At 38.6% G+C, this 26625-nt stretch carries 26 protein-coding genes and 1 tRNA gene; 13 read left to right on the forward strand and 14 right to left on the reverse strand.

Going from position 1 to position 26625, the window contains the following annotated elements; translation table 11 throughout:
* Nucleotides 1-222 precede the first annotated feature (222 nt).
* The 6 genes from leuO to A6E06_RS20160 all read left to right on the forward strand — a co-directional run bounded on the left by leuO (nt 223) and on the right by A6E06_RS20160 (nt 6409).
* Complete coding sequence (leuO, locus tag A6E06_RS15575) at nt 223-1197, forward strand: transcriptional regulator LeuO (protein ID WP_065594184.1); 975 nt, start codon at nt 223-225, stop codon at nt 1195-1197.
* 246 nt (nt 1198-1443) lie between these two features.
* On the forward strand, nt 1444-3282 hold the full coding sequence (locus A6E06_RS15580; RefSeq protein WP_065594183.1) for a long-chain fatty acid--CoA ligase: 1839 nt from the start codon (nt 1444-1446) through the stop codon (nt 3280-3282).
* A 416-nt stretch (nt 3283-3698) separates the two neighbouring features.
* Nucleotides 3699-5420 (forward strand): acetolactate synthase 3 large subunit, encoded by a 1722-nt coding sequence (locus tag A6E06_RS15585; protein WP_065594182.1) that lies wholly within the window; start codon nt 3699-3701, stop codon nt 5418-5420.
* Nucleotides 5420-5914: an acetolactate synthase small subunit gene (gene ilvN, locus A6E06_RS15590; protein WP_065594181.1), complete on the forward strand. Its 495-nt coding sequence runs from the start codon at nt 5420-5422 to the stop codon at nt 5912-5914. Before A6E06_RS15585 ends, ilvN begins: the two co-directional genes overlap by 1 nt.
* A 16-nt stretch (nt 5915-5930) precedes the next feature.
* Nucleotides 5931-6089: a hypothetical protein gene (locus A6E06_RS20010; protein WP_176713297.1), complete on the forward strand. Its 159-nt coding sequence runs from the start codon at nt 5931-5933 to the stop codon at nt 6087-6089.
* Nucleotides 6090-6277: 188 nt separating this feature from the next.
* A complete protein-coding gene (locus A6E06_RS20160; protein ID WP_141676989.1) occupies nt 6278-6409 on the forward strand; it encodes a hypothetical protein in 132 nt (43 codons plus the stop codon).
* A gap of 63 nt (nt 6410-6472) precedes the next feature.
* Here the strand turns inward: A6E06_RS20160 and A6E06_RS15595 are convergent, their stop codons facing one another.
* The 5 genes from A6E06_RS15595 to A6E06_RS15615 all read right to left on the reverse strand — a co-directional run bounded on the left by A6E06_RS15595 (nt 6473) and on the right by A6E06_RS15615 (nt 11955).
* Nucleotides 6473-7135, reverse strand: coding sequence for a GntR family transcriptional regulator (locus tag A6E06_RS15595; protein WP_065594180.1), 663 nt, complete (start codon nt 7133-7135; stop codon nt 6473-6475).
* A 188-nt stretch (nt 7136-7323) separates the two neighbouring features.
* Nucleotides 7324-8736, reverse strand: a complete 1413-nt coding sequence (gene pykF, locus A6E06_RS15600; protein WP_065594179.1) for a pyruvate kinase PykF — start codon at nt 8734-8736, stop codon at nt 7324-7326.
* 386 nt (nt 8737-9122) lie between these two features.
* Nucleotides 9123-9524, reverse strand: a complete 402-nt coding sequence (locus A6E06_RS15605; RefSeq protein ID WP_065594178.1) for a hypothetical protein — start codon at nt 9522-9524, stop codon at nt 9123-9125.
* A 91-nt stretch (nt 9525-9615) separates the two neighbouring features.
* Nucleotides 9616-11160, reverse strand: a complete 1545-nt coding sequence (locus tag A6E06_RS15610) for a long-chain fatty acid--CoA ligase (RefSeq protein WP_065594177.1) — start codon at nt 11158-11160, stop codon at nt 9616-9618.
* 180 nt (nt 11161-11340) lie between these two features.
* Nucleotides 11341-11955 (reverse strand): outer membrane beta-barrel protein, encoded by a 615-nt coding sequence (locus A6E06_RS15615; RefSeq protein WP_065594176.1) that lies wholly within the window; start codon nt 11953-11955, stop codon nt 11341-11343.
* 186 nt (nt 11956-12141) lie between these two features.
* Here A6E06_RS15615 and A6E06_RS20015 point away from each other — a divergent pair, with 186 nt between their 5' ends.
* Nucleotides 12142-12291, forward strand: coding sequence for a hypothetical protein (locus A6E06_RS20015; RefSeq protein WP_176713298.1), 150 nt, complete (start codon nt 12142-12144; stop codon nt 12289-12291).
* Nucleotides 12292-12339: 48 nt separating this feature from the next.
* Here A6E06_RS20015 and A6E06_RS15620 read toward each other — a convergent pair.
* The 5 genes from A6E06_RS15620 to rpsU form a co-directional block, all read right to left on the reverse strand.
* A tRNA-Ile gene (locus tag A6E06_RS15620) sits at nt 12340-12415 on the reverse strand.
* A 155-nt stretch (nt 12416-12570) separates the two neighbouring features.
* The gene (gene rpoD, locus A6E06_RS15625; protein ID WP_369688353.1) at nt 12571-14463 is read right to left on the reverse strand and encodes an RNA polymerase sigma factor RpoD; all 1893 of its coding nucleotides are present in this window, start codon (nt 14461-14463) and stop codon (nt 12571-12573) included.
* A gap of 50 nt (nt 14464-14513) precedes the next feature.
* Complete coding sequence (dnaG, locus tag A6E06_RS15630) at nt 14514-16274, reverse strand: DNA primase (protein ID WP_065594174.1); 1761 nt, start codon at nt 16272-16274, stop codon at nt 14514-14516.
* 76 nt (nt 16275-16350) lie between these two features.
* Nucleotides 16351-16794: a GatB/YqeY domain-containing protein gene (locus A6E06_RS15635; protein ID WP_065594173.1), complete on the reverse strand. Its 444-nt coding sequence runs from the start codon at nt 16792-16794 to the stop codon at nt 16351-16353.
* A gap of 26 nt (nt 16795-16820) precedes the next feature.
* Nucleotides 16821-17036 (reverse strand): 30S ribosomal protein S21, encoded by a 216-nt coding sequence (rpsU, locus tag A6E06_RS15640; RefSeq protein WP_005421025.1) that lies wholly within the window; start codon nt 17034-17036, stop codon nt 16821-16823.
* Between the two features lie 227 nt (nt 17037-17263).
* Here rpsU and tsaD point away from each other — a divergent pair, with 227 nt between their 5' ends.
* Nucleotides 17264-18283: a tRNA (adenosine(37)-N6)-threonylcarbamoyltransferase complex transferase subunit TsaD gene (tsaD, locus tag A6E06_RS15645; RefSeq protein WP_065594172.1), complete on the forward strand. Its 1020-nt coding sequence runs from the start codon at nt 17264-17266 to the stop codon at nt 18281-18283.
* A 59-nt stretch (nt 18284-18342) separates the two neighbouring features.
* Here tsaD and plsY read toward each other — a convergent pair whose 3' ends face one another.
* Nucleotides 18343-18939, reverse strand: a complete 597-nt coding sequence (gene plsY / locus A6E06_RS15650; RefSeq protein WP_065594171.1) for a glycerol-3-phosphate 1-O-acyltransferase PlsY — start codon at nt 18937-18939, stop codon at nt 18343-18345.
* Nucleotides 18940-19083: 144 nt separating this feature from the next.
* On the opposite strand from plsY, the gene folB reads away from it, so the two are divergent.
* From folB to A6E06_RS15665, 3 genes are read left to right on the forward strand one after another with little or no spacing between them, the layout of a single operon-like run.
* A complete protein-coding gene (gene folB / locus A6E06_RS15655) occupies nt 19084-19437 on the forward strand; it encodes a bifunctional dihydroneopterin aldolase/7,8-dihydroneopterin epimerase (RefSeq protein WP_065594170.1) in 354 nt (117 codons plus the stop codon).
* Nucleotides 19434-19934 carry a 2-amino-4-hydroxy-6-hydroxymethyldihydropteridine diphosphokinase gene (folK, locus tag A6E06_RS15660; protein WP_065594169.1) on the forward strand — a complete coding sequence of 167 codons (501 nt, stop codon included), beginning with the start codon at nt 19434-19436 and terminating at the stop codon, nt 19932-19934. Before folB ends, folK begins: the two co-directional genes overlap by 4 nt.
* Nucleotides 19931-20734, forward strand: coding sequence for an undecaprenyl-diphosphate phosphatase (locus A6E06_RS15665; RefSeq protein WP_065594168.1), 804 nt, complete (start codon nt 19931-19933; stop codon nt 20732-20734). The genes folK and A6E06_RS15665 overlap by 4 nt, the downstream gene beginning before the upstream one ends.
* Before the next feature lie 123 nt (nt 20735-20857).
* Here A6E06_RS15665 and A6E06_RS15670 read toward each other — a convergent pair whose 3' ends face one another.
* The gene (locus tag A6E06_RS15670; RefSeq protein ID WP_065594167.1) at nt 20858-22081 is read right to left on the reverse strand and encodes a multifunctional CCA addition/repair protein; all 1224 of its coding nucleotides are present in this window, start codon (nt 22079-22081) and stop codon (nt 20858-20860) included.
* Nucleotides 22082-22219: 138 nt separating this feature from the next.
* Here A6E06_RS15670 and A6E06_RS15675 point away from each other — a divergent pair, with 138 nt between their 5' ends.
* Entirely contained in the window at nt 22220-23773 is a 1554-nt protein-coding gene (locus A6E06_RS15675; protein ID WP_065594166.1) for an ExeA family protein, read from the forward strand.
* Nucleotides 23774-24463, forward strand: a complete 690-nt coding sequence (locus A6E06_RS15680; RefSeq protein ID WP_065594165.1) for a general secretion pathway protein GspB — start codon at nt 23774-23776, stop codon at nt 24461-24463.
* Between the two features lie 86 nt (nt 24464-24549).
* Here the strand turns inward: A6E06_RS15680 and A6E06_RS15685 are convergent, their stop codons facing one another.
* Both A6E06_RS15685 and A6E06_RS15690 read right to left on the reverse strand, forming a co-directional pair.
* The gene (locus tag A6E06_RS15685; protein WP_065594164.1) at nt 24550-25161 is read right to left on the reverse strand and encodes a TIGR04211 family SH3 domain-containing protein; all 612 of its coding nucleotides are present in this window, start codon (nt 25159-25161) and stop codon (nt 24550-24552) included.
* A gap of 172 nt (nt 25162-25333) precedes the next feature.
* Entirely contained in the window at nt 25334-26620 is a 1287-nt protein-coding gene (locus A6E06_RS15690; RefSeq protein WP_065594163.1) for an inorganic phosphate transporter, read from the reverse strand.
* Between the last annotated feature and the right edge of the window lie 5 nt (nt 26621-26625).

Genomic DNA, 26625 nt, shown 5'->3' on the forward strand with positions numbered 1-26625 from the left:
TCTTAATTGACTGATTTATAGATAATATTTAATTACTCATGTTAATTAAGCATAAATTAAAATTAAAATTCTTTTAGTGCTATGGATTTTAAAAATATATTCAGTGATGATAATTGAGTAGTGGCTAATATATACAGGGTCAATATCTCGACATAACAATAAGACCTGTAGTCATTCTCTGTTATTTAATTTGAATTAAACTGCCGATTGAGAGAGTCATCCATGAGTACAGAACCTACCCAAGAATCAACATCAATAACAAGTTCAGAACAAGTATTACGTAGTGTCGATTTAAATTTATTGACGGTGTTTGATGCTGTAATGCAAGAGCAAAATATTACTCGAGCAGCGCAAAATTTAGGTATGTCACAACCTGCGGTTAGTAATGCGGTATCTCGATTAAAGATAATGTTTAATGATGAATTATTTATTCGTCATGGCCGTGGAATTCAACCAACTCAACGAGCTCGTCAATTGTTTGCACCAATGCGCCAAGCATTACAATTAGTTAAAAATGAACTGCCTAGTTCTACGTTTGTTCCTGAAAGCTCAGCAAGACAATTTAAGCTATCAATTTGCAGCCCATCAGACATGCGCTTTGCCCCACGTATTTTGAGAGATATTCAACAAAAAGCACCTCATATTAGTTTAAAGCTATCAGGTGAATATGATCTAGATATCGCTCAAAAATTACGATATCAAGAAGTAGACTTTGTGATTGATTACGTGCGTTTTGATGAACCTGGCTACATGAGCACTGAACTATTTACGGATGAATTAGTTGTTGTTGCTTCAGTTAATCACCCGCGTATTCAAGGCGGGATTACGAAAGAACAATTAGCAAACGAAAAACACGCGGTTCCTGCTCGTGTTGAAAATACAAAAGGATTTGCTGATCATCTTTATATGGATTCTCTGTATGAACAGGCCTATAAAGGCGCAAGCATCAGTAATGTTCTGTATGTTGTATCTCAATCAGATTTAATAACAGTAGCGCCTAAATGGTTAGTGAGCTCAATGCAGAATCGCGAACAATTGATGATATTACCGCTGCCAATCGAATCAAAAAGCATTCGTGGCTACTTAAGCTGGCATGATTCATACCAAAAAGACAAAGGTCATATTTGGATGAGAGATCAATTAATGCTTATCTGTGGTGAGGAAGTCGTTGCTTCAAGCAAAGGAATGATGTTTTAAACCATGTTTTCATACTAAAAAACGAGATTAAGGCAGCCTATAAATGGCTGCCTTTTTTGTTGGTATACATACGATATAAACAGAATGTAGAGTTTAAATAATTATTTTGTTAATAGAGTTATCTTGAAATGAGTTTCACACAACAATACTTACATTTTATACAGAGAAACAGTTGCCTTTTTTATTACCACTTGTACAATTTGTGCAGATTATAGCTTACACCTGTAAGCCTAAAGGTGATACGAGATGACTATTCAAAACCTACATATTGTAAAAGAGATCCGCCAGCACATTGCAACTAGAGCAAATGACACTGCATTACGTGAACGTAAATGTGGTGCTTGGAGTGATACTCAGTGCTCAGCATGGAGTGATATTACTTGGGGTGAGTTTGGCCAACAAATGGATACTCTATCTTTGGCATTATTAGCTCATGGATTGAAAATACAAGAGAAAGTAGGGATCTTTGCCAATAACATGCCTCGTTGGACGGTTGCTGATTTTGCAACTATGCAATTACGTTCAGTCCCTGTTCCAATTTATCCGACGAATACACCAACACAAGCGGCCTATGTCATTAATGATGCTAATATCCGTATATTATTTGTAGGTGAACAAGCGCAATATAATTCGGCTATTGTAATTTTTGAACAATGTCCACAATTGACTCATATTGTAGCGTTAAGTGATGATATTGATTTAAATGATCATGAAGCGGGTGTTTCATGGAATGACTTCGTATCAACAGCAAGTGAATTACATCAAGAAGAATTAACTCACCGTCTTGATACGGCAGAGATGGATGATTTACTTACGTTGATCTACACCTCTGGCACAACAGGGGAGCCAAAAGGGGTAATGCTAGATTACACTAATATTGGCTCTCAGTTAGCTGGGCATAACACAAACTTAGCGTTAACTGAGCAAGATGTATCGTTATGTTTTCTACCTCTCTCTCATGTATTTGAGCGTGCTTGGACTTTTTATGTTTTATACAAAGGTGCTGTAAACTGTTATTTACCAAATACAAACCTAATTAAAGAAGCGCTAACAGAAGTGAAACCAACGGTAATGTGTGCGGTTCCTCGTTTCTATGAGAAAATATTTTCAACAGTACATGAAAAAGTATCTCGTGCTCCTGCTCATCGTAAGGTGATGTTTACTTGGGCGGTAAACATGGGAGCAAAAATGTCGGTGTGTAAACAAGAAGGTCGAGAACCATCATGGGCTCTAAAGCAAGCTTATAAGGTGGCAGATAAATTAGTTCTCTCTAAATTACGCATGATCCTAGGTGGGAATATTAATTTCATGCCTTGTGGAGGCGCTAAATTAGATGCAACCATTGGTCGTTTTTTCCATGCTCTTGGCGTTAATGTTAAATTAGGTTATGGCATGACAGAGACCACTGCCACTATTTCATGTTGGGAAGATGGTAAGTTTCATCCAGACTCTATTGGTACATTAATGCCTGGCGCTGAAGTTAAAATTGGTGAAAAGAATGAAATCCTAGTTCGTGGCCCAATGGTTATGAAAGGGTATTATAATAAACCAGAAGAAACCGCTCTAAACTTTACAGAAGATGGCTTCTTAAAAACGGGTGATGCTGGTGAGTTTGATAAGGAAGGTAATTTATATATTACTGACCGAATTAAAGAGCTTATGAAAACGTCAGGTGGTAAATATATAGCACCGCAAGTGATTGAAGGTGCTATCGGTAAAGATCACTTTATCGAACAAATTGCAGTTATTGCGGACACTCGTAAATTTGTTTCAGCATTGATTGTCCCTTGTTACGATGCATTAGAAGAATACGCTAAAGAGTTAAATATTGCTTATCATGACCGTATGGATTTAGTTAAGCACAGTGAAATTGTTGAGATGCTAGAAAAACGAGTGGCAAATCTACAAAAAGAACTGGCTCGTTTTGAGCAAGTGAAAAAATTCACGCTATTATCTAAATCATTCTCGATGGATAAAGGTGAATTAACACCAACTCAAAAGTTGCGTCGCAAAGTGATCAGTGAACGTTACCAAAACGAAATTGATGAGATGTATAGCGAAAAGCAAGAGAAAAAAGATAAGTAAATTTTCTTTTAGTTAGAGCGTATAAACCAGTCTATTTAGACTGGTTTTTTTATGCCTATAAAAAATGAGATCATTAGCTACCTTAATATGGTGGTGTTATTTTTTATTATCTCTTTTTATTTTAAATTTATTGGTTTTTAGCACTGAATTTGTTTGCTTTTAATAGTCTTAATAACTGAACTTTACCTTTTAAGTGAAGCTATATTCTAACCTGTCAAATACCCTCTAGACCAAAGTGCTGCGAAAAGGTTAAAGTTGTTTCGTAATGTTGATTTTTGTTATCGTAAATCACCATTTACATAGGATCTTAATCTAATTAATTTCGGTTTAGGCTAAAAATAAGCCCTAACTATGTAAATCACTAATAATCGGTAATTCATGTCGTTTATTAGAGGGTTTAATGTCTGGAGATAAATATGGAAATGTTATCTGGCTCAGAGATGATCGTACAATCTTTGATTGATGAAGGTGTAGAGCACATATTCGGATACCCTGGGGGTTCTGTTCTTGATATTTATGATGCGTTGCACATGAAGAGTGACGTTATTCAACATGTATTAGTGAGGCATGAACAAGCCGCTACACATATGGCTGATGGCTATGCCCGCGCTACCGGGAAACCTGGAGTCGTTCTTGTTTGTTCCGGTCCAGGAGCAACAAATACGATTACAGGGATAGCGACAGCTTATATGGACTCTATTCCGATGATAGTGCTTTCTGGAAACGTACCAAACAATATGATTGGCACTGATGCCTTTCAAGAGTGCGACATGGTAGGTGTCTCTCGCCCGATAGTTAAACATAGCTTTTTAGTTAAAAAAGCCGAAGACATTCCTGAAATCATCAAAAAAGCATTTTATATTGCATCTACAGGACGCCCTGGCCCTGTTGTTATTGATATACCTAAAGATGTCATGAGTCCCGCATTTACATTCCCTTATCAGTATCCTACGTCGGTTTCATTACGTTCTTATAATCCAACAACGACAGGGCATAAAGGACAGATTAAAAAAGGGTTAAAAACGTTATTAGCCGCCAAAAAACCAGTACTGTATGTTGGTGGTGGTGCCATAATTTCTTCAGCGGATAAGCAAATTCTTACATTGGCAGAAAGCTTAAATTTACCCGTTGTATGCACTTTAATGGGATTAGGTGCTTTTCCTGGTACGCATAAAAATTCCGTAGGAATGCTAGGTATGCATGGAACTTACGAAGCCAATATGGCAATGCATAATGCGGATTTAATTTTTGGTATTGGTGTTCGATTTGATGATCGTACGACGAATAATTTAGAAAAATACTGTCCCGATGCAACGATTATGCATATAGATATAGACCCTTCATCTATATCTAAAAACATTCAAGTAGATGTACCAATTGTTGGGTCTGCTGACGTAGTTCTTGAATCAATGTTGTCATTAATGAAAGATCAAGATGGACATAATGATACCGATGCGATGGAAGCGTGGTGGAGTGAAATATCTGAATGGCGTGCTCGTGATTGCTTAGCATATAAAGCATCACCGGATAAAATCAAACCACAACAAGTGATAGAAACACTGTATAAATTAACCAATGGCGACGCTTACGTTGCTTCTGATGTAGGCCAACATCAAATGTTTGCCGCGCTTTATTACCCATTTGATAAGCCGCGTCGTTGGATAAACTCTGGTGGCTTAGGAACAATGGGTTTTGGTTTACCTGCAGCATTAGGCGTTAAGTTTACTCATCCTAATGAAGTTGTTGTTTGTGTTACTGGTGACGGTAGTATTCAGATGAATATTCAAGAGCTATCAACGGCGCTTCAATATGATATTCCTGTAAAGATTATTAATCTTAATAACCGATTCTTAGGTATGGTTAAACAATGGCAAGATATTATTTATCAAGGTAGGCACTCAAACTCTTACATGAGTTCTGTTCCTGATTTTGCAGCGATTGCAGAAGCTTATGGTCATGTTGGAATCCGAATTAATCACCCTGATGAACTGGAATCTGGTCTAGAAAAAGCGTTAGCAATGAAAGATAGATTGGTCTTTGTTGATATTAATGTAGACGAAACGGAACATGTTTACCCAATGCAAATTAAAGGGGAAGCAATGGATAAGATGTGGCTAAGTAAGACGGAGAGAACGTAATGAAACATATCATTTCACTGCTATTAGAAAATGAATCAGGGGCGTTATCTCGTGTTGTAGGCCTGTTCTCTCAACGAGGCTACAATATTGAGTCATTAACGGTGTCTCCGACTGAAGATGCTACTTTATCGCGTTTAAACATCACTACAGCGAGTGATGCTATGGAGCTTGAACAGATTCAGAAGCAATTACATAAATTGATAGATGTAATTAAAGTGCAAGAAGTAACGGATTCGGATCACGTAGAGCGAGAGTTATTGCTTATTAAGGTTAAAGCCTGTGGGTTTGCTCGAGCGGAAGTAAAGCGCACTGCGGATATTTTTCGTGGACAAATCGTAGATGTAACCAGCTCTTTATACACAATCCAACTAACTGGAACCTCAGAGAAGCTTGATGCATTTATTACCGCGATGTCTGAAGTCACTGACGTTATCGAAGTGGCGAGAAGTGGTGTTGTTGGTATTGCTCGTGGGGAAAAAGCATTAAGGGTGTAATATTTACATTTAGCTTTTGTTTATTTATCAATTAAGCCCTTTTTTATCGCTGGGCTTAATTGATATTCCTTTTGAAGCATTACTCGCATTACTGCATAAATCTCACTTAGAAAGTCAGTTAGCTAAGTCCGTTCTTAAAGGAATGTCAGTGGTTGTTATTATAGATAAATACTAACGAATTATTGAAGTGAATGCGCATTACCTCTATACGTAATTGTTCTGAGGTAGAAGCGGTAGGGAAAAGCACATTAGACTAAAGTATAATATTATCTATACTTATTTCTATTAGTTAATAAGCTTATAGTAGGATGCTATTGTGTTAAAGGGATAATACCAACAGGCTAATGATGGTGTGAGGTCTCTATGTTTACTGATTTTTTAGTTAGATTAACTGTAGTTGGCTTGGTTGTTTTAGGATTTAAATTGAGTGCTATTTATTTCTTATTGATGGTATTGCTGATTGGAACTCATAATAAAGAGTTTTTTGGTTGGTAACTATATTCGAAAAAAACCAGACAATAATGTCTGGTTTTTTTATGTCTTAAATCTTTCTTTTTATTAAGCCGCAAAAGAATTAGCTAATCGATTCATTGATTTTATATAGTGTTTTTCTAAGAGTTCGATTGCTTGAGTCGAGTGGCGAGACAGAGCCGATTTCATAATAGACTCTTGTTCTTCTAGGTATTTAATATGTTCGTCAGTAATGTTTGTATAAGTGCTTTGAAGGTGACTATAACGTTTAATTTGATTGATTAGATCTTGATGGAATTGGTACATAATAGGAGCGTTAGCTCCTTCAAGAAGCGCAGAATGAAAAGCTAAATGGCGCTCTTCCCTGTCGATCATCATTTCTTTTGAAAGATTATTTAGATTTATTTTACTTAATTTATGGAAGTGCGTAAGAACATTTAGCTCCCAAGCTTCATCGCCATGACTGATTGCTTTTTGCAATAAAGCATTACCTACAATACGTAAACCTTCAAATAATTCTTTTAATTCGTCTTGTGAGATAGATGCAACCCAGCATCCTTTCTGAGGTTCAAGCTTTACGTATTTATTCCATGATAATTGAACAAGCGCTTCTCTAATAGGTGACGCACCAACGTTATAACGTTCTTTTAATTCGGCAACAACCAATTTTTTACCAGGGGTTAATGAGCCATTCAGGATATCTTGATGGATCATTTTTGATACTTTATCAGTAAGGGTTGGGCTAGACACTTGTCACTCTCTTATATAAATAGTCATTACAAAAAGTAGAATATGATCCATAATAATCATTATACCGTCTTTCGTTCTGATGCTGAGTGTAGCGTATCGTATAATTTGTGCAATAAAAACTTATAAAAAAAGAGGGCATAAGCCCTCTTTTTATCGAACGATGTACCAGCCCTATGAATTCAAATGAATTATAGTACGTGTACAGACGCTGTGTTAGTTGTGCCTGATGGTACTAGAGCACCAGAAACCATAACAACGATATCGCCTTTAGCACCAATACCTGACTCAAGAGCTAGCTCTTTGCCACGTAGGTAGAATGCGTCAGTACTGTCGATAGCATCAACAACCATTGGTGTAATACCTTTAGAAAGACAAAGTTGTGCTGCTGTCTTAGTATTAGTCGTTACGGCAATGATTCTTGCTGTTGGGAAGTACTTACGGATAGAACGAGCTGATTTACCCGCTTCTGTAGCAACTACGATTACAGGTGCACTTAGTTTCTCAGCTGTATCAACAGCGCCTTTACATACCGCTTCTGTGATACGTAGACGTGGGCTGTCTAGGCGAGAGCTAAGCTCTGCTTTTAATACTGCATCTGTACGAGCACAGATTGTCGCCATGATAGTAACAGCTTCGATAGGGTATTTACCTTTCGCAGACTCACCAGAAAGCATTACTGCATCTGTACCATCAAGGATTGCATTAGCTACGTCGCCCGCTTCTGCGCGAGTTGGACGTGGGTTTTTGATCATAGAATCAAGCATTTGAGTTGCAGTAATTACAACTTTACGTGCGCGATTACATTTCTCGATCATCATCTTCTGTGCAAAGATTACTTCTTCAACAGGGATTTCAACACCAAGGTCGCCACGAGCAACCATGATACCGTCAGATGCTTCTAGGATTGAATCGAAGTTATCTACACCTTCTTGGTTTTCAATCTTAGAAATAATTTGGATGTTCTCGCCGCCGTTAGCAACAAGTAGAGCACGGATTTCTTTAACATCTTCTTCTTTACGAATGAAAGATGCAGCAACGAAATCAACGCCTTGCTCACAACCAAATTTAAGGTCAGCTTTATCTTTTTCAGAAAGAGCTGGAAGCTTAACTGAAACGCCAGGAAGGTTAACACCTTTGTTTTCGCCTAGGTCACCGTTGTTAAGTACTTTACATTTAACTTCAGTTTCAGTAGTTGAAACTACTTCCATTTCAATTAGACCATCATCAACAAGGATAGTGTTACCAGCAACAAGATCTTTTGCAAAACCTGGGTAAGTAACAGCAACAACATCTTTGTTACCAACAACTGAAATATCAGTTGTGAATGTGAAGTCTTGACCAGCAACTAGAGCAACATCATTACCATTGTCTAGTTTGATAGTACGGATTTCAGGACCCTTAGTATCAAGAAGGATAGCAAGTTGCTTACCTGTGTTCTTCATTACTTGACGAAGATTATCGATACGGTTGCCGTGCTCTGCGAAATCGCCGTGTGAGAAGTTAAGGCGCATTACGTTCATGCCAGCATTAGCCAGTTCAGTTAGTTTTTCTACTGATTCAGTTTTTGGGCCAATCGTACATACGATTTTGGTCTTTTTCATGTGAGAAATCTCTCCAGATAAGTATATTTAAAATGATAAACGAAGTAATGTTCAGCCTAATGGAATGAAGTGTTGAAATATAACAACAAATTCTAGCTTCATGCCTCTATGGCTAAACATATAAATTTAATAATTGTCTGTATTTTAGAACGAAAAGAGTGATGGATTATTGATTCAGATGAACAATTTGCACTTTAATCACAATATTAAAAACAAATTTACATTACTCAACACTGTTTCGTTCAGATCTTTTCTGTAATTTTCTATCTATTTTGGTGCAAATTCTAACAGTAAAACAGATGAAGATCACTTTCTTGTTGTAGGGATTTTTATTAAATATTTATTTTACGGAGCGAAATAAAAAAGGCACAGAAAGTGCCTTTATATTATTGATTTTCAATTGGTTGATATGCTTTAAGTTTTTGCATTCCTTTTGCCAATTTCACAAACCAAGCAGCAATAGCAAGAATGGAAATAATGGCGCCAATAATAGGAATGGCAGAATATACTTTATTAAGAATAGAACTATGGATCCAGTATTCTAAGCCTGCAACCATGCCGCTCATTGTTGCAGCAGTAACCGCAAGTACCACAAAGAAAGTAAGAAAAAGAAAGAAACTTTTGATGATGGCATAGTAGTGACTATCGATGACTTCATCGTTAGTTCCCTTATTCATTTGGTATCCAGCATAAATAATCGCAACAATGCCTGAAGCCATTAATGTGACTGGCGTTAGTAGGCTAGCAATATAAGCAAACCAGATGCCTTTATCTGTTTTATTTGACATGTTAGTTATCCAATTATTAAGTTGTAGCACAAGTATATACCTATTTTTTATACGGGAATATACTTGAGATAAAGAGTGTTATTTGAATCGCCTAAGGCTTTAACATACGTTTTAAAATTTTTCCTGTCGCAGTCATAGGTAAGGCTTCCACAATTTCTAGGTGTTTAGGGCACTTATAATCAGCTAAATGTTGTTTGCTCCATTTTATAAGTTCTTTTTCTGATACAGAGTGTCCTTCTTTTAGAATGACAAATGCTTTTACCTCTTCGCCGAAGCGAGGGTGTTCAACGCCGATGACTGCAACTAAATGTACAGAAGGGTGTTTCATGTAGATCTCTTCCACTTCTCGTGGGTAAACATTATAACCACCGCTTATGATTAATTCCTTTAAGCGGTCAACAACATAAATATAGCCTTCGTCATCAAAGCGCACTATGTCACCGGTATGTAGCCACCCATCAATAATGGTTGTTGCGGTTTCTTGTGGTTTTTTGTAATAGCCTTTCATTACGTTATGTCCACGGATAACGAGCTCACCTTCTTGTCCTATTGGTAATTCATGGCCATTTTTATCTACTACCTTCATTGTGACTCCCGGTAAAGGCTGTCCAATACTGCCGGGCTTTCTTTCAAATTCTAAATGGTTAAATGCAGCAACGGGGGACGATTCAGATAAACCGTAACCTTCGATTACTGGAACTTGTAGCTTTTCTTCAAATTGTTTAAGAACCTCAACGGGCATGGAAGCACCGCCTGAGATCGCGACTTTAAGCGTTTGTGCTATCTCTTTTAGATATTCGCCTGGGTGTTTTTCTGCATAAGCAAGTAAACCAATGAACATCGTAGGCACACCAGCAAGGTGCGTCACTTTATGTTCATGAACTTGCTGAAGAACGGTTTTAGGCACAAAGCGTGAAATAAGAACTAATGCACTACCGGCTAGAACTGAGGTGTTCATGATCAGTGATTGACCGAAAGTGTGGAATAATGGAAGTATGGCAATACTCACATCGGTGCCTTTCTGATTGGTCAACGATTGACAAGCTTGTGCGTTACATAGCATGTTACTTTGGCTTAGCTCCGCCCCTTTTGCTGCACCAGTAGTACCTGATGTATAGAGGATGACACAGCTATCTTCAGCGGTGCGATAGACGCTCTCAAAGTTTTCTCTGCCTGTTTCTAGCCATTGGTTAAAAGAATGAGCAGCGATGGATTTTTGTGATTCAGTGGTTTCAATTAAAATAAAGTGTTCACAAAAATCGGCTTTCTCATAACCCTCGTAGCCAAACTTACCAATAGGCATGGCATCTGAGCCTTGATATGAAATAAGAGCTACTGCATCTGAGTCTTTCAAATGGTAAGCCACTTCGTCGCCTTTAAGCATCACGTTAAGTGGAACAACAACGGCACCTATTTTCTGTATGGCGTAATAAGCAATAACAAATTCGGGCGTGTTGGGGCATGACAAGGCAATTTTTTCATCAGGTTTGATATTAAGTTGAGTTAAATGATCAGCAATGGCGTTCACTTTTTTATTTAATTCAAAATAAGTAATTTTTTGCTCTTGGAAGATTAGTGCAATGTTATTTGGACGAAAAGTGGCGTTGCGCTCAAGATTAGTGGCAAGATTGTACATATATAACCTTTGTTAGTTTTTGTTGTGTGTTATACCGAGAGTCATGATCATCTAGATGAACTAAGTGTATATCAAGGAAAAGAAAAAATAGAGGAGGTAAAGGTGATTTCTTGTTTTTATTATCAATAAGAGCAGTAATTGGATTGCCAAGTACTACTTCATTTACAATGGTTAATCACGTTAGAATTTATACGATGCACCAAAGTACAGAGAATCGAGAGCGTATAAGTTTGTGTCTGTTGTGAAACCATTTTGAACATCAATATAGTCAACAGCGTACATATCCATTTCATAAGCCGCTCTTAGTTGAACTCCCTTTAGAGATGCTGGTGTATATTCAACACCAAAACCAAATTTGAAGGCTGCGCCATTATCATCGCTAAGGTACTCTTTATTTTGATTTAAATCTAAATTAGACATCCCAATAAGGCCAAATGGACGAATACCACTGTCAAAAGTGTAGCCTAAATTAGCGGCAAGAGATATCGAGGTAGGTTCCATAGAATAGCCATCGACTTTTGCTTTTACTTTTCCGTAATTGGTATAAGTTCCTTCGATACCTACAATCTTATTAAATTGATAACCAAGGTAGACTTTTGTGGTGTTTCCATCTGCTTTTGCTTCTATTTTATTATTACTATAGCCCCAAGAGTCTTCTTCTGAATAACCAAATGTACCCAAACCGGCCCCAATATAAAAGCCACTGATTTTAGGTGTTTGTGCTGGTGTACTTTCATTAGCCATGACGAAAGAAGATGCAGAAAGAAGTAATAGCGATGCACATAATTTTTTCATTGATTATCCCTTAATCAAATGGAGTATTATTTTGAGTATAGGAAGGTTTATTAAATATCCACAAAATGAATGGTTAATAGTGAGAGATGGATAGTGCAATTGGATCTTTGATAGAGGAAAAGGTTATTTTTTAACTAAAAGACAGTAAGGGATAATCTCTATTCTAATTACTCAAGGATAGAGAATATGAATAAAAAAGTAATTATTAGTATTATCATTATTCTTATTGCTGTTGCGGTGTTTACTTCAGGTTTGATGAGAGCAACGATTGAATTATCATTATTTTTACTTTTGATGGGTTATGTATTGATAATAAAAAGAAAACAGAAAGAATAGAAAAGCAAAAAGGCTGATAAGTAATTTACTTATCAGCCTTTTCTAATTTGGTGGCCCCTCCCAGATTTGAACTGGGGACCGAACGATTATGAGTCGTGCGCTCTAACCACTGAGCTAAGGGGCCTTTGTAGGTGGTCGATTATAGGGGAAGATGAAAAGGGTGTCTAGAGAGAAGGCGTTTGCTTTTTAATCAATTAGTTAAAAAAATGCCTTTAGATCGAAAAAAGGTGAGCCTGAGCTCACCTTTTGGATATTATTGATAAATAATGACAGTAATAATTACTCGTCTAAGAAGCTGCGTAATACTTCCGAGCGGCTAGGGTGACGTAATTTACGTAACGCTTTTGCTTCGATTTGACGAATACGCTCACGTGTTACATCAAATTGCTTACCTACTTCTTCAAGAGTATGGTCGGTATTCATATCGATACCAAAACGCATACGAAGTACTTTTGCTTCACGAGGTGTAAGACCAGCAAGAACATCGTTAGTTGCAAATTTCAAGCTTGTTGAAGTTGCAGAATCAACAGGAAGTTCAAGGGTATTATCCTCGATGAAATCACCTAGGTGCGAATCTTCATCATCACCGATTGGTGTTTCCATTGAAATTGGCTCTTTAGCGATTTTCAGAACCTTACGGATCTTGTCTTCTGGCATTTGCATGCGTTCAGCAAGTTCTTCAGGTAATGGTTCACGGCCCATTTCTTGTAGCATTTGACGTGAAATACGATTCAGTTTGTTGATCGTTTCGATCATGTGAACTGGAATACGGATTGTACGTGCTTGGTCGGCAATTGAACGAGTGATCGCTTGACGGATCCACCATGTCGCATAAGTAGAGAATTTGTAACCACGACGGTACTCAAATTTATCTACAGCCTTCATCAGACCGATGTTACCTTCTTGAATAAGATCCAAGAATTGTAGACCACGGTTTGTGTATTTTTTCGCAATTGAAATAACAAGACGTAAGTTGGCTTCAACCATTTCTTTCTTTGCACGACGAGCTTTTGCTTCACCGATAGACATACGACGGCTGATGTCTTTAATATTTACAACAGGTAAACCTGTTTCTTTTTCAATGTTGTCAATTTTCTTGATTGAACGACGAATGTCTTCTTCGTAACGCTTTAAGCGTTCAACATATGGTTTATCTGAAGCCAGAATTTCATTGAACCATTCATCAGACGATTCATTGCCTGAAAATAATGAAATAAATGATTTCTTCGGCATTTTTCCATATTCAACACACATACGCATAATTAGGCGTTCTTGCGTACGAACACGATCCATGCTGCCACGCATTTCGCGAACAAGGTAATCAAACTGCTTAGGAATAAGTTTGAATTCACGGAAGACGTCAGTTAACTGACTAATCGCTTCACGTGCTTTACCGTTATCACGGCCATGCTCTTCAAAAGCAAGTTGCATGTTGTGATAAGAAGTTCGAAGCTCAGTGAATTTAGCCAAAGCAAGCTCTGGATCAATACCTACATCTTCTTCTTCTTCGTCTTCGTCATCATCTTCAGCATCTTTATCTTCGTCTTCAAGATCTGATTCACTCAGTTCTGAACCGATGTGTGTTGCTGTTGGTGCTGCAGAGCCATCATCATTAGGATCAACAAAACCAGAAATGATATCAGTAAGACGAATTTCTTCGGCTTGAACTTTATCAAATTGTTCTAGTAGGTATGAAATTGCGCCTGGGAATTCAGCAACAGAACACTGAACCTCATTGATGCCTTCTTCAATACGTTTAGCGATGTCGATTTCGCCTTCACGAGTAAGAAGTTCAACGGTACCCATTTCACGCATGTACATACGAACTGGATCTGTTGTACGGCCAATTTCACTTTCTACACTTGATAGTGCGGCTGCAGCGGCTTCTGCAGCATCTTCATCAGTTACGGCATCATCATCATTCAATGACATATCATCAGCATCTGGAGCGGTTTCAACCACTTTGATGCCCATGTCATTGATCATTTGAATAATATCTTCAACCTGCTCAGAATCTACAATTTCTTCTGGTAGGTGATCGTTAACTTCTGCGTAGGTCAGATAGCCTTGTTCCTTGCCTTTGATTACAAGTAATTTTAGCTGTGACTGCGGATTTTGATCCATAGACGGTATCCTACTTTTGGTCTGTGTGACGGAATTAGTATGCGAAATGCAAACCACTAATGATAACAAATTTTCTTATTGATGACGATGGTGGGATTTTATGCTTTTAGTTCTAGCATTAAGGCTAGCAGCTCCCGTTTTTCTTCGACTGATAAGCCAAGTGTTCTTTCTTTCGTCTGCAAATTTTCAATTTGTTGATTGATGCACTGGGCTAAAATATTGTCCAGCGAATCCATAAATACATCTTGTATATTGTCTTGGTCTATCGGGAGTACCCACTCTGCCAAGCGTGATAATAGTTGCCTATTTTTATCACCGCGCCAATATTCTAATAATTGGCCTGTAGAGATATGGGGGTTATGTCGACAGTTTTCAAGTAATTGAAGAAATAAACTTAATCCTGGCAGTGGGATCTCTTTTACGCTCTCTAAATCTGGCACTAACTGAGCAAGATTTGGATTCTGTAGTAAGAGAGTAATCACTTCACGCATAGCGGTTCGTTTTATTTCTGGTTGTGCTTGCCTTTTTACTTCGGGCGCGCCTTGCTTAGATATTAGTTGCTGTAATTGACTTTCATCCATAATTCCAAGCGTTTTGCCAAGTTGCTCACGTAAATAAAGACGTAATGTACCACCGGGAACTTTATCAATGAGTGGAACGGCCAGTGTGGTTAACTTAGCTTTACCTTCACGGCTGCTCGTATCAATTTGATCAACCAAGCTTCTAAACATGAAATTAATGAGTGATTCTGCTTGAGTTATTTCTTGTTCAAATGCAGCTTTGCCATGTTGACGAATATACGTATCTGGGTCTTCCCCATCAGGTAAAAACATAAACTTTAATTGGCGTCCATCATTTAAGTATGGCAGAGCTTGTTCCATTGCGCGCCATGCCGCTTCTCGACCTGCTCGGTCACCATCGTAACAACACACAACAGTGCTTGTTTGACGAAAGAGCAATTGCATGTGATCGCCAGTGGTTGCTGTGCCTAAAGAAGCCACCGCATAGTCAACACCAAACTGAGCAAGAGCAACCACATCCATATAGCCTTCTACGACTAACGCTTGTGGTAATTCTTTATAAGCTTGCAGTGCTTCATATAAACCATATAGTTCTTTGCCTTTATGGAAAATAGGCGTTTCTGGTGAGTTTAAATATTTAGGAGTGCCTTCACCAATTACACGGCCACCAAATCCAATAACACGCCCTCGGCGATCTCGGATTGGAAACATAACTCGACCACGGAAACGGTCATAACGACGGCCATTATCGCTTTCAATTAACATCCCACCGCTGACTAAAGCATCTTGTGATGTCTTATCTCGGCCGAAATTGTTTTTCACCAACTCCCATTCATCTGCAATATAACCGATACCAAACTTCTGAACGATTTCGCCAGAGAGTCCACGATCTTTAAGATAGTTGATTGCATGAATATTTGCTGCGGATTTTAATTGGGAACAATAAAATTGACTGATGCCACCCATCAAGTCATATAAGCTTCGTTTTTGTTCGGTATTTGCTGTTGGGCCTGAAGGGGCATTGAAACCACTGCGTTGTTCACGCGGAACGTCAAGACTAAGCATTGAAGCAAGTTCTTCAATGGCTTCGACAAATTCTAAACGATCAAATTCCATCAGAAAATCAATGGCATTGCCATGAACGCCACAGCCAAAACAGTGATAAAACTGTTTTTCTTGGCTAACAGAAAAAGAAGGGGATTTTTCATTATGAAATGGACAACAGGCACCGTAGTTTTTCCCTTGTTTTTTCAGTTTTACTCTTGCGTCAATAATATCGACAATATCGTGTCGATTTAAAAGCTCATCAATAAAACTGCGAGGGATATGTCCTGCCATCTTTTTCTTTTCCTTTAAATACAAACAAGCCGTGCATATCAAAGATAGCACGGCTTGTTTTATAAATAGAGTAGTATTAAGCCAGTTTAGATTTAACTAATTGACTTACTTTACCCATGTCAGCGCGGCCTTGGATTTGAGGTTTTAATACGCCCATCACCTTGCCCATATCTTGCATTCCAGCAGCACCAGATTCAATAATTGCTTTGTCTAATAACTCAGCAACTTCTTCATCGGTAAGTGCTTGCGGCATAAAGTCATCAAGAACTGAAATCTCAGCGCTCTCTTTATCTGCAAGATCATCACGACCAGCGGCAGTAAACTGCGCGACTGAATCACGACGTTGTTTAACCATCTTAGTTAAAACAGCAATGATATCATCGTCAGACAAAGTAGTATGACCATCGATTTCACGTTGTCTAATTTCAGATAAAGCTAAACGAATTGTGCCAAGGCGTAATTTGTCCTTGGCTTTCATCGCTAACTTTTGCTCGTCTTTGAGTTGTTCAATTAGAGCCATAACTTAGTCCTAAATTAGGTAAGTTATTAGTACAGGCGAACGCGACGTGCGTTTTCGCGAGACAACTTCTTAGCGTGACGCTTTTGAGCTGCTGCTTTAGCGCGTTTACGTACTGTAGTAGGTTTTTCGTAATGCTCACGACGGCGAACTTCAGAAAGAATACCTGCTTTTTCGCAAGAGCGCTTGAAACGACGTAGTGCAACGTCGAACGGTTCGTTTTCACGTACTTTAACTACTGGCATATGCCTTTCACCTCAGGTGTTAGTCAATTCGCTGGTAGTTATAATTAACCAGCTATTATTCAAATTGGTGCCGAATTTTAATCCGATCGAGGCGTTTTGTAAAGCATTCTTGATTAAGAATTGAGTAATTTCTTTGTTTATTTTACCTTCTCTAGTCATCACGTCGCTTGAGGTAGCTTAGTGATGTAGGTAATATGGCGTTAAATTAACAGGTAACTGAGAAAAATATGCGAATTTTAGGCATTGAAACCTCGTGTGATGAAACGGGTGTTGCGATTTATGATGATGAAAAAGGGCTATTAGCTCATCAACTTTATAGCCAAGTAAAACTGCACGCAGATTACGGTGGTGTTGTCCCTGAATTGGCCTCTCGTGACCATGTTAAAAAGACGATTCCATTAATTCAAGCGGCATTAAATGATGCTGGCATGACCAAAGATGATATCGATGGAATTGCTTATACGGCAGGTCCAGGTTTAGTAGGAGCCTTGTTGGTTGGTTCAACTATTGGTCGTAGTCTTGCGTATGCATGGGATGTTCCTGCTATTCCTGTTCATCACATGGAAGGCCATTTATTGGCTCCAATGCTTGAAGATGAACCACCTGAATTTCCATTTGTAGCTCTTCTTGTTTCTGGCGGCCATACCATGATGGTTGAAGTAAACGGTATTGGTGAATATACCATTCTAGGTGAGTCTGTTGATGACGCAGCTGGTGAAGCATTTGATAAAACAGCTAAATTAATGGGTCTTGATTATCCAGGCGGTCCTTTGCTATCAAAATTAGCAGAGAGCGGAACAAAAGGACGATTTAAATTTCCTCGTCCTATGACTGATCGCCCAGGTTTAGATTTTAGTTTTTCAGGTTTAAAAACATTTGCTGCAAATACAATCCGAGCTAACGATGATGATTTGCAAACCCGTGCTGACATTGCATTTGCTTTCCAAGAGGCCGTTGCTGATACCTTAGCAATTAAGTGTCGTCGAGCATTAAAACAAACAGGCATGAAGCGTCTTGTTATGGCGGGTGGTGTGAGTGCGAATACCTATTTACGCCAAGAGCTTGAAGCGGTGATGAAAAAGATTGGTGGTGAGGTTTTTTATCCACGAACTGAATTTTGTACCGACAACGGTGCCATGATTGCTTATGCGGGAATGCAACGTTTGAAAAATGGCGAGACAACAGATTTAGCGGTTCAAGCTAAGCCGCGTTGGCCGATAGATCAATTAAAACCAATTAGTAAATAAAATAGATCAAAAAAGATCGTGAGTGATCTTTTTAACTATATTCTATAGAAGGGACTAAATTAGTCCCTTTTTCTTTGCCAAATTTTCTTCTCTTTGCCTGCAAAAAATCGACGAATATTTTCGTGATGTTTTAGGACGATTAAACAAGAAAGCATAGCAACAGGCAGGGTGTACTGAGGTTTGACTAACCAAGTAAATAAAGGGGCAAGTAAAGCGGTAATCATTGACGCTAAAGAAGAGTACCCAGTTACCAATACCGTGATAACCCAACTACCGAATAACATCCCCGTCAGATCCAATCCTATCGGAGCTAATGCGCCAAGAGCGGTTGCGACCCCTTTGCCACCTTTAAAGTGAAAAAACAGTGGGTACATATGACCGAGACAGGCAGCAATTGCAATGATACCTAATAAGAGAGGGTTAATTTCTAGAAAATACCCGCCCCATACCGGTAACATCCCTTTCAAAATATCGCAAAGAAGAACTAAACCTGCAGCCCCTTTACCGCCCAAACGAAAAACATTGGTTGCTCCTGGATTATGAGACCCTGAATTTCTTGGGTCTGGTAGGCCTTTTAATCGACAGATTAAAACCGCACTAGAGATCGATCCTAGAAGATAGGCGATGATGATCATAATAAGTGCAAGAGGGGTCATGAATGAACCTTTATTTAAGCGATCAAGAGCGATCAGAAATCATTTTTATAGTATATTGCTCAGCACATTGAACAAAGTAATATCAATATTACGTTGTTTTTCTTTTGATGGGTATCCGACCTCTTAATAAAAGTGTGATCAAAGATGGATTTAGTATTTATAAAACAACTTGAAGTTATTACAACCATTGGTGTTTATGAATGGGAACAAGGCATTAAGCAAAAGCTTGTATTAGATATTGATATGGCGCATGACAATAAACCCGCGGCAGATTCAGACAATGTCGAATATTGTTTAAATTATGCAGAGGTCAGTGAAGCGGTGACTGATCATATTCAGCAAGGTCGCTTTCTATTAGTTGAGCGTGTTGCTGAAGAAATTGCCGATCTTATTATGACTCGATTTTCAGTGCCTTGGATCCGTATTCATTTATCTAAGCCTGGTGCTGTTGTGAACGCTCACAGCGTAGGAGTTGTGATTGAGCGAGGGATAAAATGATCACAACCTATATTGGTGTTGGCTCCAATATTTGCCCTGAAAAAAATGTAAAAATAGCCATTGATGAATTACATCAACTTGGTGAAATAACTAAAATTTCTACTGTGTATGAAGCAGAACCGGTTGGTTTTTCTGGTCATAATTTTTTTAATTTAGTTGTAGAGTTGAAAGTAACGCATTCTTTGAATGAGCTTGGCGTTCTATTACGTGCCATTGAAATTAAGTGGGGGAGAGAGCCTAACGCCAAGAAGAATCAAGATAGAACACTTGATCTTGATATATTACTTTATGGTGATGTCGTCTCTAAATCGGACCCAAAATTACCACGAGATGATCTTTTTAAATTTGCTTTTGCCATTGTACCAATGATGGAATTGAACCCTGATCTTATTATTCCTAATACTGAAAAAACGATCAGTCAAATATGGGCTGAGTTTTCGCAAAGCCAGTCACTAAAACCTGTTTTATTTAACTTTAATTTTAATGGAATATCATGACGTACTTTGAAGCTTTTTTTCTTGCTTTATTGCAAGGATTTACTGAGTTTTTACCTATTTCAAGTTCTGCCCATCTTATACTTCCTTCTGCTGTTCTTGGCTGGGCAGATCAAGGGCTCGCTTTTGATGTTGCTGTACATGTTGGTACATTAGCGGCGGTAGTTATTTATTTTAGAAAAGAGGTTGTCACTTTATTAACCGCTTGGGTTGGTTCTATTGTTAAAAAAGAACACAATAAAGAATCTAAATTAGCTTGGTTAATTATATTATCGACGATCCCTGCGGCACTATGTGGTCTGTTATTTAAAGATTTTATTGAAGTGTATTTGCGTAGTGCGTGGGTAATTGCAACGACGACTATTATATTTGGTCTTTTACTTTGGTGGGTAGATAAAAACTCAGCGTTAGTCAAAGATGAATATGAAATGACATGGAAGAAGGCATTATTTTTAGGTATTGCCCAAGCAATGGCGATGATCCCTGGTACCTCTCGTTCAGGTATTACTATTACTGCGGCATTGTATCTTGGCTTTACTCGTGAAGCGGCCGCTCGTTTTTCATTTTTAATGTCGATCCCTATCATCGTCCTTGCTGGTTCTTATCTTGGACTTAAATTAGCAATGAGCGGCATCTCAATAGATCTTGGTTTATTAACTACGGGTATTATTGTTTCTTTTATTAGTGCTTATATCTGTATTCACTTTTTCTTGAAGTTGATTTCAAGTATGGGTATGACGCCGTTTGTTATCTATCGCTTGTTATTAGGTGTTGGTTTATTTGCTTGGTTAAGCTTTGCTTAAAAGCAGGGTTCAGATCGGTCGCAAGCTCCCTTAAAGGGTTCAGAGGTGATCGTGGTAATAGAATAACTTACCGCGATTGACTCTGAATTCTGCGAGCGAAGCGATCTGAACTCTATTCAGTCTTTAATTAATTCTTAATGCTGATTTCACCGCTTCAATTCGTCTTTTACTCAACTCTTCTCTAATCTCAGTGCCTTTAAACCCAGCGGCAACCACTTCCTTAACGTCTACATTCTTCGCAACATCAAACGCCATTTCAAAACGTGCTTTTTGTGGATAAGGCTCAGACTCTAATCCCAATCGTCCTGCGTGATCGGCTTGGCAGCAGAGTAAGATAGGTTCTAAGCGCTCAGGTTTACGCCATACGTCCATTTTATCTAGTATTTTAATAAAGGTCTGAGCGCGGAGCTCCAGAGCTCGATGAATATTGGTGTGATGCTCACAAACTAAGAGCGCTAAATCTCGGTATTCATTGGGCACTTTAACTCGAGCGCATAGCTTTTTAATGAGTTTAATGCCGGTATGACAATGCATTTTATGGCTTGGCCATTCTGATTCCGGCGTCACGCCTTTGCCTAAGTCGTGAACTTGAGCGGCAAAGCGTGTTGGTAAATCTTGACTTAATAATGCGGCTTGTTGAGTGACCATTAAAGTATGAATTCCCGTATCAATTTCAGGGTGCCACTTTTTTGGTTGAGGTACACCAAACAATGCATCCAGTTCTGGTAACACAACGGCGAGAGCACCACACTCTTTTAATACTGAAAGAAAAATCTCAGGGTGCTGGCTAGATAGAGATTTTTCCCATTCTTGCCATACACGCTCTGGTGTTAAGTGAGACAACTCTCCGCTGTCTACTAAGGTTTTCATTAATGCCATTGTTTCTGGTGCAATAGTAAAACCAAGATAATGAAAACGGGCGGCAAACCGAGCGACGCGTAGTACGCGCAATGGGTCTTCGACAAAGGCATCTGAAACATGACGTAAGAGACGATTATTTAAATCATCCTGTCCATGGTAGGGATCTATCAGTGTCCCGTCATCGGCTTTAGCAATGGCGTTAATAGTAAGATCGCGGCGCAATAAGTCCTCTTCTAGTGTTACGTCTGGCTCTGCATAACAAGTAAAGCCTTTATAGCCTTGGCCGCTTTTTCGCTCTGTTCTTGCTAGTGCATATTCTTCTTTAGTTTTTGGGTGTAAAAAAACAGGAAAATCTTGACCTACCGGTTGATAACCAAGGCTGCCCATTTCATTAGGCGTTGATCCTACTACAACCCAATCTTTATCTTTTACTGCAATATTGAGAAGTGAATCTCGAACTGCACCACCAACTAAATAAATAACCACTATTTTTCCTATCACTATCCAAGATAAAGAGAACTTTCTTTACATTATTATCTCTAATGATAACGTGCAATCATAGATTTTCGACTTTTTATTCCATATTTTCATTTTGGAATTTTTGGCTAAGGCAAACATTACTTTATGTACCAAGATTTTTTTGGCTTTAATGAGCTTCCATTTTCTATGACGCCTAATGCGCGTTTTTTCTATTTGAGTGAGCGTCATAAAGAAGCGTTGAGTTACTTATTGTCTGGATTAGGTCAAGGTGGTGGATTTGCATTATTAACTGGAGAAGTTGGAACAGGAAAAACAACGGTATCAAAAGCATTATTTTCTAAATTGGAAAATAAAGTTCGTTTAGCCTTAATTTTAAATCCAATGTTTAATGCGCAAGAGTTGCTTGAAGCTATTTGTGATGAGTTTGATATCCTTTATTCCGTTGATGCTTCCTTGAAGATGTTAACCGATAGAATTGTCTGTTTTCTTAAAGAAGAAAGAGAAAAGGGATTTCAGACGATTGTTGCGATTGATGAGGCTCAGCATTTAGGGCCTGATGTATTAGAGCAATTACGTTTACTCACTAATTTTGAAACGGACAGCGATAAATTATTAAAAGTACTTTTAATTGGTCAGCCCGAATTACAACAAAAGCTACAACAAACCAATTTACGTCAACTAGCCCAACGCATTACGGCTCGATATCATTTACTGCCATTAACGCAACAAGAGATTGAATATTATATTGCCCATCGTTTAAAGGTAGCGGGTGGTGATATTTCATTATTCTCAGCCTCAGCAATAAAAAAAATAGCTCATTATTCTAATGGAATACCTAGAGTTGTGAATTTATTGTGTGACAAAGCACTATGGATTAGTTATCAAAATAGCAATAAGACTGTGAATAATAAGGCGGTCGAATATGCGCGTGAATTAGTTTTGGATTGGCAAACTTCCCCAGAAATAAACAGTAAGTTACGATCTTCATTTTTATTACCACCGTTATTCATTGCTTTGGGTTTATCTGTATTATTGAGTATTGGTAGTTATTCTTTTTTACCGAGATATTTGAATGTAAATTATCCAATCGTTGCGCCACTGGTTGAAGCGCCTCTCAGTGGTTTTGAGTCTAAATCAGAGGCTTTCCAAACCTTATTATCAATATGGGGTTATTCCGTTAATTCGTTCCAGGCAAATTGCACTAATGCAAAGAGAGCGCAACTCTATTGCCTAGACAGTAATGGAAGCTTAAGTGATTTGTTAGCCATTAATCGCCCTGCCGTTGTATGGTTGCAGCAAGGATCAGGAGAGGATTTATTAGCACTCGTTTACCGTGTTGATTCAAAAGGAGTAGAGTTACTTTTACCTTCTAAACGAGTTAAGGTTTCTCATCAATGGTTTGAGCAGCATTGGAATGGCGCTTATATTCAACTGTGGAAAAAACCAATCATTACTGAACGAGCCATGAAGCGTGGTGATAAGGGAAAGGCAATTTTGGAATTGAATCGCTTACTGTCTTTTGCATTAGAACAACCGTTTAATCAATCTGAACAATTTGATAAAAAAACAGAGCAACAGGTGAAAGATTTTCAAGAGATATTTGGTTTGTCTACTGATGGTATTGTTGGGTCAAGTACTTTGATGTGGTTAGATAGTGTTGTAAATATAGATGCGCCTTTGCTTCAAGGAGTTCAATAAATGTGGTCTTCTCGTCTTCCTTTATGGGTTCTAGGTACTATTGTTATTCTTCCTCCTCTAGTGATCTCTAGTTATATTTCACTTCCTTATTATAAAGCATCTCAAGAGACGTTAATTCCAGAGAAGCCTACCTATACGTCACTTTTATTTCCTAATATAGAGACGATGACATTACCGTTACGAGCTCAAGAGTTATCATTAAGCCGTTGGAAAGAACCGACGGAAAACGTGAGTTTGGATAGGGAAGGTAAGAATGCCTTTGAGTCCAAAAATCCAGATGTAAAGTCAAACGCAACAGAAGATGCCTCACAACTATTAGATATTGATAATCTAGATTTATCTGGATTATCACCAGAATTGGCCGCTCGCTTTGAATCTATTTTAAATGAACCATCTGATATTGCAGACGTTGATGATAGTACGTCTAGCAAATATGGTGATTCATCTTATGTTGAGTTAGATAAAAAAGGCGCTCAATTTTCAGGGTTGTTGCCCCCGCTTAATTTTCAAACGCACAACTATACGTCTAAACCAAGTCGTCGCTGGGTAAAAGTGAATGGTAAGGAAGTGAATCTTGGAGGTCATATTTCGAGTGAAATTACGTTATTAGAAATAAATCCAAGAAATGTCGTTATTGAATTTAAAGGCCAAAAAATAGAAGTTCCAGCTCTGTATGAATGGAAAGGGTAATGGTTGTTTTTTAGTAGAAATAAAAAAGCTCAGAATTATCTGAGCTTTTTTGTGTGTATCGAGTATTGGTTAGTAATCAATAATGATTAAGACCAACCGTTTTGCTTTTTCTTACGGCTTGGGATCATATGAGGAAGCAGAAGGCCGAAGAGTAGACCGAGACCTGCAACACCACCACCGTACATGAAGTACTTAAGCAATAAGTCTTCTTTTTGTGTATCTAGTTTAGCGCGTAATTCACGGATCTCAGATTGAGAACTAACCAATTGGTTATTTACATCGCTGTAGCTGTGTTCTAAATCTTGCATTTGTTGATTACGTTGAGTCAAGCTATTCGCTAACCCCGCTTTTTCATCATTTGCTGCTTTACGTGCATTTGCTAGTTGTGCTTTAACTGATGTTAGTTCAGCCTCAACTTTTGGTAAACGCTCACCTAGTCCCGCTTGACGAGAAACAAATTTACTTTCAACCCAACCTTTACGGCCTTTAGTATCAACAATTTGTGTGAAGCTCGCATTTTTGTTGCTGCTTAAAAGAGTTACACGATCACCCGCATTTACACTGCCAATAATTTTATATTGGTTACTTGGACCTGAGTGCATGTACGTAAACAGGTTATCAGAAATATAACGAGTTTGAGCTTGCGCTGGCGCAGCAATAGCCCAAGTAAGTAGAATCAGGCTAATAAAATGCTTCACAATAATATTCCTTTGAAAAATTGGCATTGAATCGTTTTAGTAGAGAGAAATGACGCTCTCAACATTGTAAATTCAAACGAAGGTGTAGATAGTAAAAATATTTAGGTCCAGATGCAAGAAAAGAGGAGATTTTACTCTCCTCTTTGTGCAATTGTTTCAAAATTGATTAACTTTAGACTGGTGTGCCGATACCAAAGATAGCTTGCATTGCGTAGTAGAAGACTACCGCTAATAACGCACCTGCCGGTAGGGTAATGACCCAAGAGGCAACAATGTTACGTACAACACCTAAGTTTAGTGCGCCAATACCACGAGCAAAACCAACCCCAAGAACCGCACCAACCAACGTTTGAGTCGTTGAAATTGGAAGACCTGTACCTGAAGCTAATACAACCGTTGATGCAGTCGCTAGTTGAGCGGCAAAACCACGGCTTGGCGTTAGTTCCGTAATACCAGTACCAACGGTAGCCATTACTTTATGACCTAAGGTTGCAAGACCAACAACGATACCAATACCACCTAGAGGAAGGATCCACCAAGCAATAGCTGTTTGAGAAGATATTTCACCTAAATTCTCAACTGTTGATACAACTGCTGATAGAGGACCGATCGCGTTGGCAACATCGTTAGAACCATGAGCAAATGCCATAGCACATGCGGTAATAACCATTAACGTACTAAAAATACTTTCTACGCCAGTAAAACCACGGCTGTCTTTCTCATCATTTACCGTATTTGCAAATTTACGAGAGATATACAGATAACCACCAACCATTACTAATGCTGATACGCCTGCAGATGCAACCCATGCTTCGCCATTACTTAAATGCAGACCAACATGTTTTAGGCCTTTTTTGATTGTAACAAGTGCAATAACCATCGTGGTGATGAACATATACACAGGAACAAAACGTTTCGCATTCATTAAAGGCTTATCAGTATCAAATATCAGTCGTTGAGCACTGATAAAGATCATGTAAGCAAAAATACCGGATATGAGTGGTGTAATTAACCAACTCCCTACGATACCTTGAACTGAATGCCAATCAACCGCTTCAGTACCTACGGCAACACACGCAAAACCGATGATAGCACCGATGATAGAGTGAGTTGTTGATACAGGCCAGCCCATGTAAGACGCAAGCAATAACCAAGTACCCGCAGCAAGAAGTGCTGACATCATGCCGTAAACTAAGACTTCAGGCTGATGGGCGAAAAGTGAGGTATCAATTACCCCTTTACGAATTGTATCTGTAACTTCACCACCAGCAAGGTATGCCCCTGCAAATTCGAAGATCATAGCAATGATGATCGCTTGTTTTACTGTTAGTGCTTTAGACCCGACAGAGGTGCCCATAGCATTCGCTACGTCATTTGCACCAATACCAATAGCCATAAGGAAGCCGAAGAAGGCCGCAACTAAAATAAGGGTCGTGCCGTAGTTAGCAAGAATATCCATTGTAT

Origin of the sequence: Aliivibrio sp. 1S175, from assembly GCF_001690985.1 — a bacterium.
Lineage (GTDB): Bacteria > Pseudomonadota > Gammaproteobacteria > Enterobacterales > Vibrionaceae > Aliivibrio.

Excerpts from the sequence above, each read along its gene's own strand:
- leuO (WP_065594184.1), top strand. The coding sequence starts at position 223 with ATGAGTACAGAACCTACCCAAGAATCAACATCAATAACAAGTTCAGAA.
- A6E06_RS15580 (WP_065594183.1), top strand. The coding sequence starts at position 1,444 with ATGACTATTCAAAACCTACATATTGTAAAAGAGATCCGCCAGCACATT.
- A6E06_RS15585 (WP_065594182.1), top strand. The coding sequence starts at position 3,699 with ATGGAAATGTTATCTGGCTCAGAGATGATCGTACAATCTTTGATTGAT.
- ilvN (WP_065594181.1), top strand. The coding sequence starts at position 5,420 with ATGAAACATATCATTTCACTGCTATTAGAAAATGAATCAGGGGCGTTA.
- A6E06_RS20160 (WP_141676989.1), top strand. The coding sequence starts at position 6,278 with ATGTTTACTGATTTTTTAGTTAGATTAACTGTAGTTGGCTTGGTTGTT.
- pykF (WP_065594179.1), bottom strand. The coding sequence starts at position 8,736 with ATGAAAAAGACCAAAATCGTATGTACGATTGGCCCAAAAACTGAATCA.
- A6E06_RS15605 (WP_065594178.1), bottom strand. The coding sequence starts at position 9,524 with ATGTCAAATAAAACAGATAAAGGCATCTGGTTTGCTTATATTGCTAGC.
- A6E06_RS15610 (WP_065594177.1), bottom strand. The coding sequence starts at position 11,160 with ATGTACAATCTTGCCACTAATCTTGAGCGCAACGCCACTTTTCGTCCA.
- A6E06_RS15615 (WP_065594176.1), bottom strand. The coding sequence starts at position 11,955 with ATGAAAAAATTATGTGCATCGCTATTACTTCTTTCTGCATCTTCTTTC.
- A6E06_RS20015 (WP_176713298.1), top strand. The coding sequence starts at position 12,142 with ATGAATAAAAAAGTAATTATTAGTATTATCATTATTCTTATTGCTGTT.
- dnaG (WP_065594174.1), bottom strand. The coding sequence starts at position 16,274 with ATGGCAGGACATATCCCTCGCAGTTTTATTGATGAGCTTTTAAATCGA.
- A6E06_RS15635 (WP_065594173.1), bottom strand. The coding sequence starts at position 16,794 with ATGGCTCTAATTGAACAACTCAAAGACGAGCAAAAGTTAGCGATGAAA.
- rpsU (WP_005421025.1), bottom strand. The coding sequence starts at position 17,036 with ATGCCAGTAGTTAAAGTACGTGAAAACGAACCGTTCGACGTTGCACTA.
- tsaD (WP_065594172.1), top strand. The coding sequence starts at position 17,264 with ATGCGAATTTTAGGCATTGAAACCTCGTGTGATGAAACGGGTGTTGCG.
- plsY (WP_065594171.1), bottom strand. The coding sequence starts at position 18,939 with ATGACCCCTCTTGCACTTATTATGATCATCATCGCCTATCTTCTAGGA.
- folB (WP_065594170.1), top strand. The coding sequence starts at position 19,084 with ATGGATTTAGTATTTATAAAACAACTTGAAGTTATTACAACCATTGGT.
- folK (WP_065594169.1), top strand. The coding sequence starts at position 19,434 with ATGATCACAACCTATATTGGTGTTGGCTCCAATATTTGCCCTGAAAAA.
- A6E06_RS15665 (WP_065594168.1), top strand. The coding sequence starts at position 19,931 with ATGACGTACTTTGAAGCTTTTTTTCTTGCTTTATTGCAAGGATTTACT.
- A6E06_RS15675 (WP_065594166.1), top strand. The coding sequence starts at position 22,220 with ATGTACCAAGATTTTTTTGGCTTTAATGAGCTTCCATTTTCTATGACG.
- A6E06_RS15680 (WP_065594165.1), top strand. The coding sequence starts at position 23,774 with ATGTGGTCTTCTCGTCTTCCTTTATGGGTTCTAGGTACTATTGTTATT.
- A6E06_RS15690 (WP_065594163.1), bottom strand. The coding sequence starts at position 26,620 with ATGGATATTCTTGCTAACTACGGCACGACCCTTATTTTAGTTGCGGCC.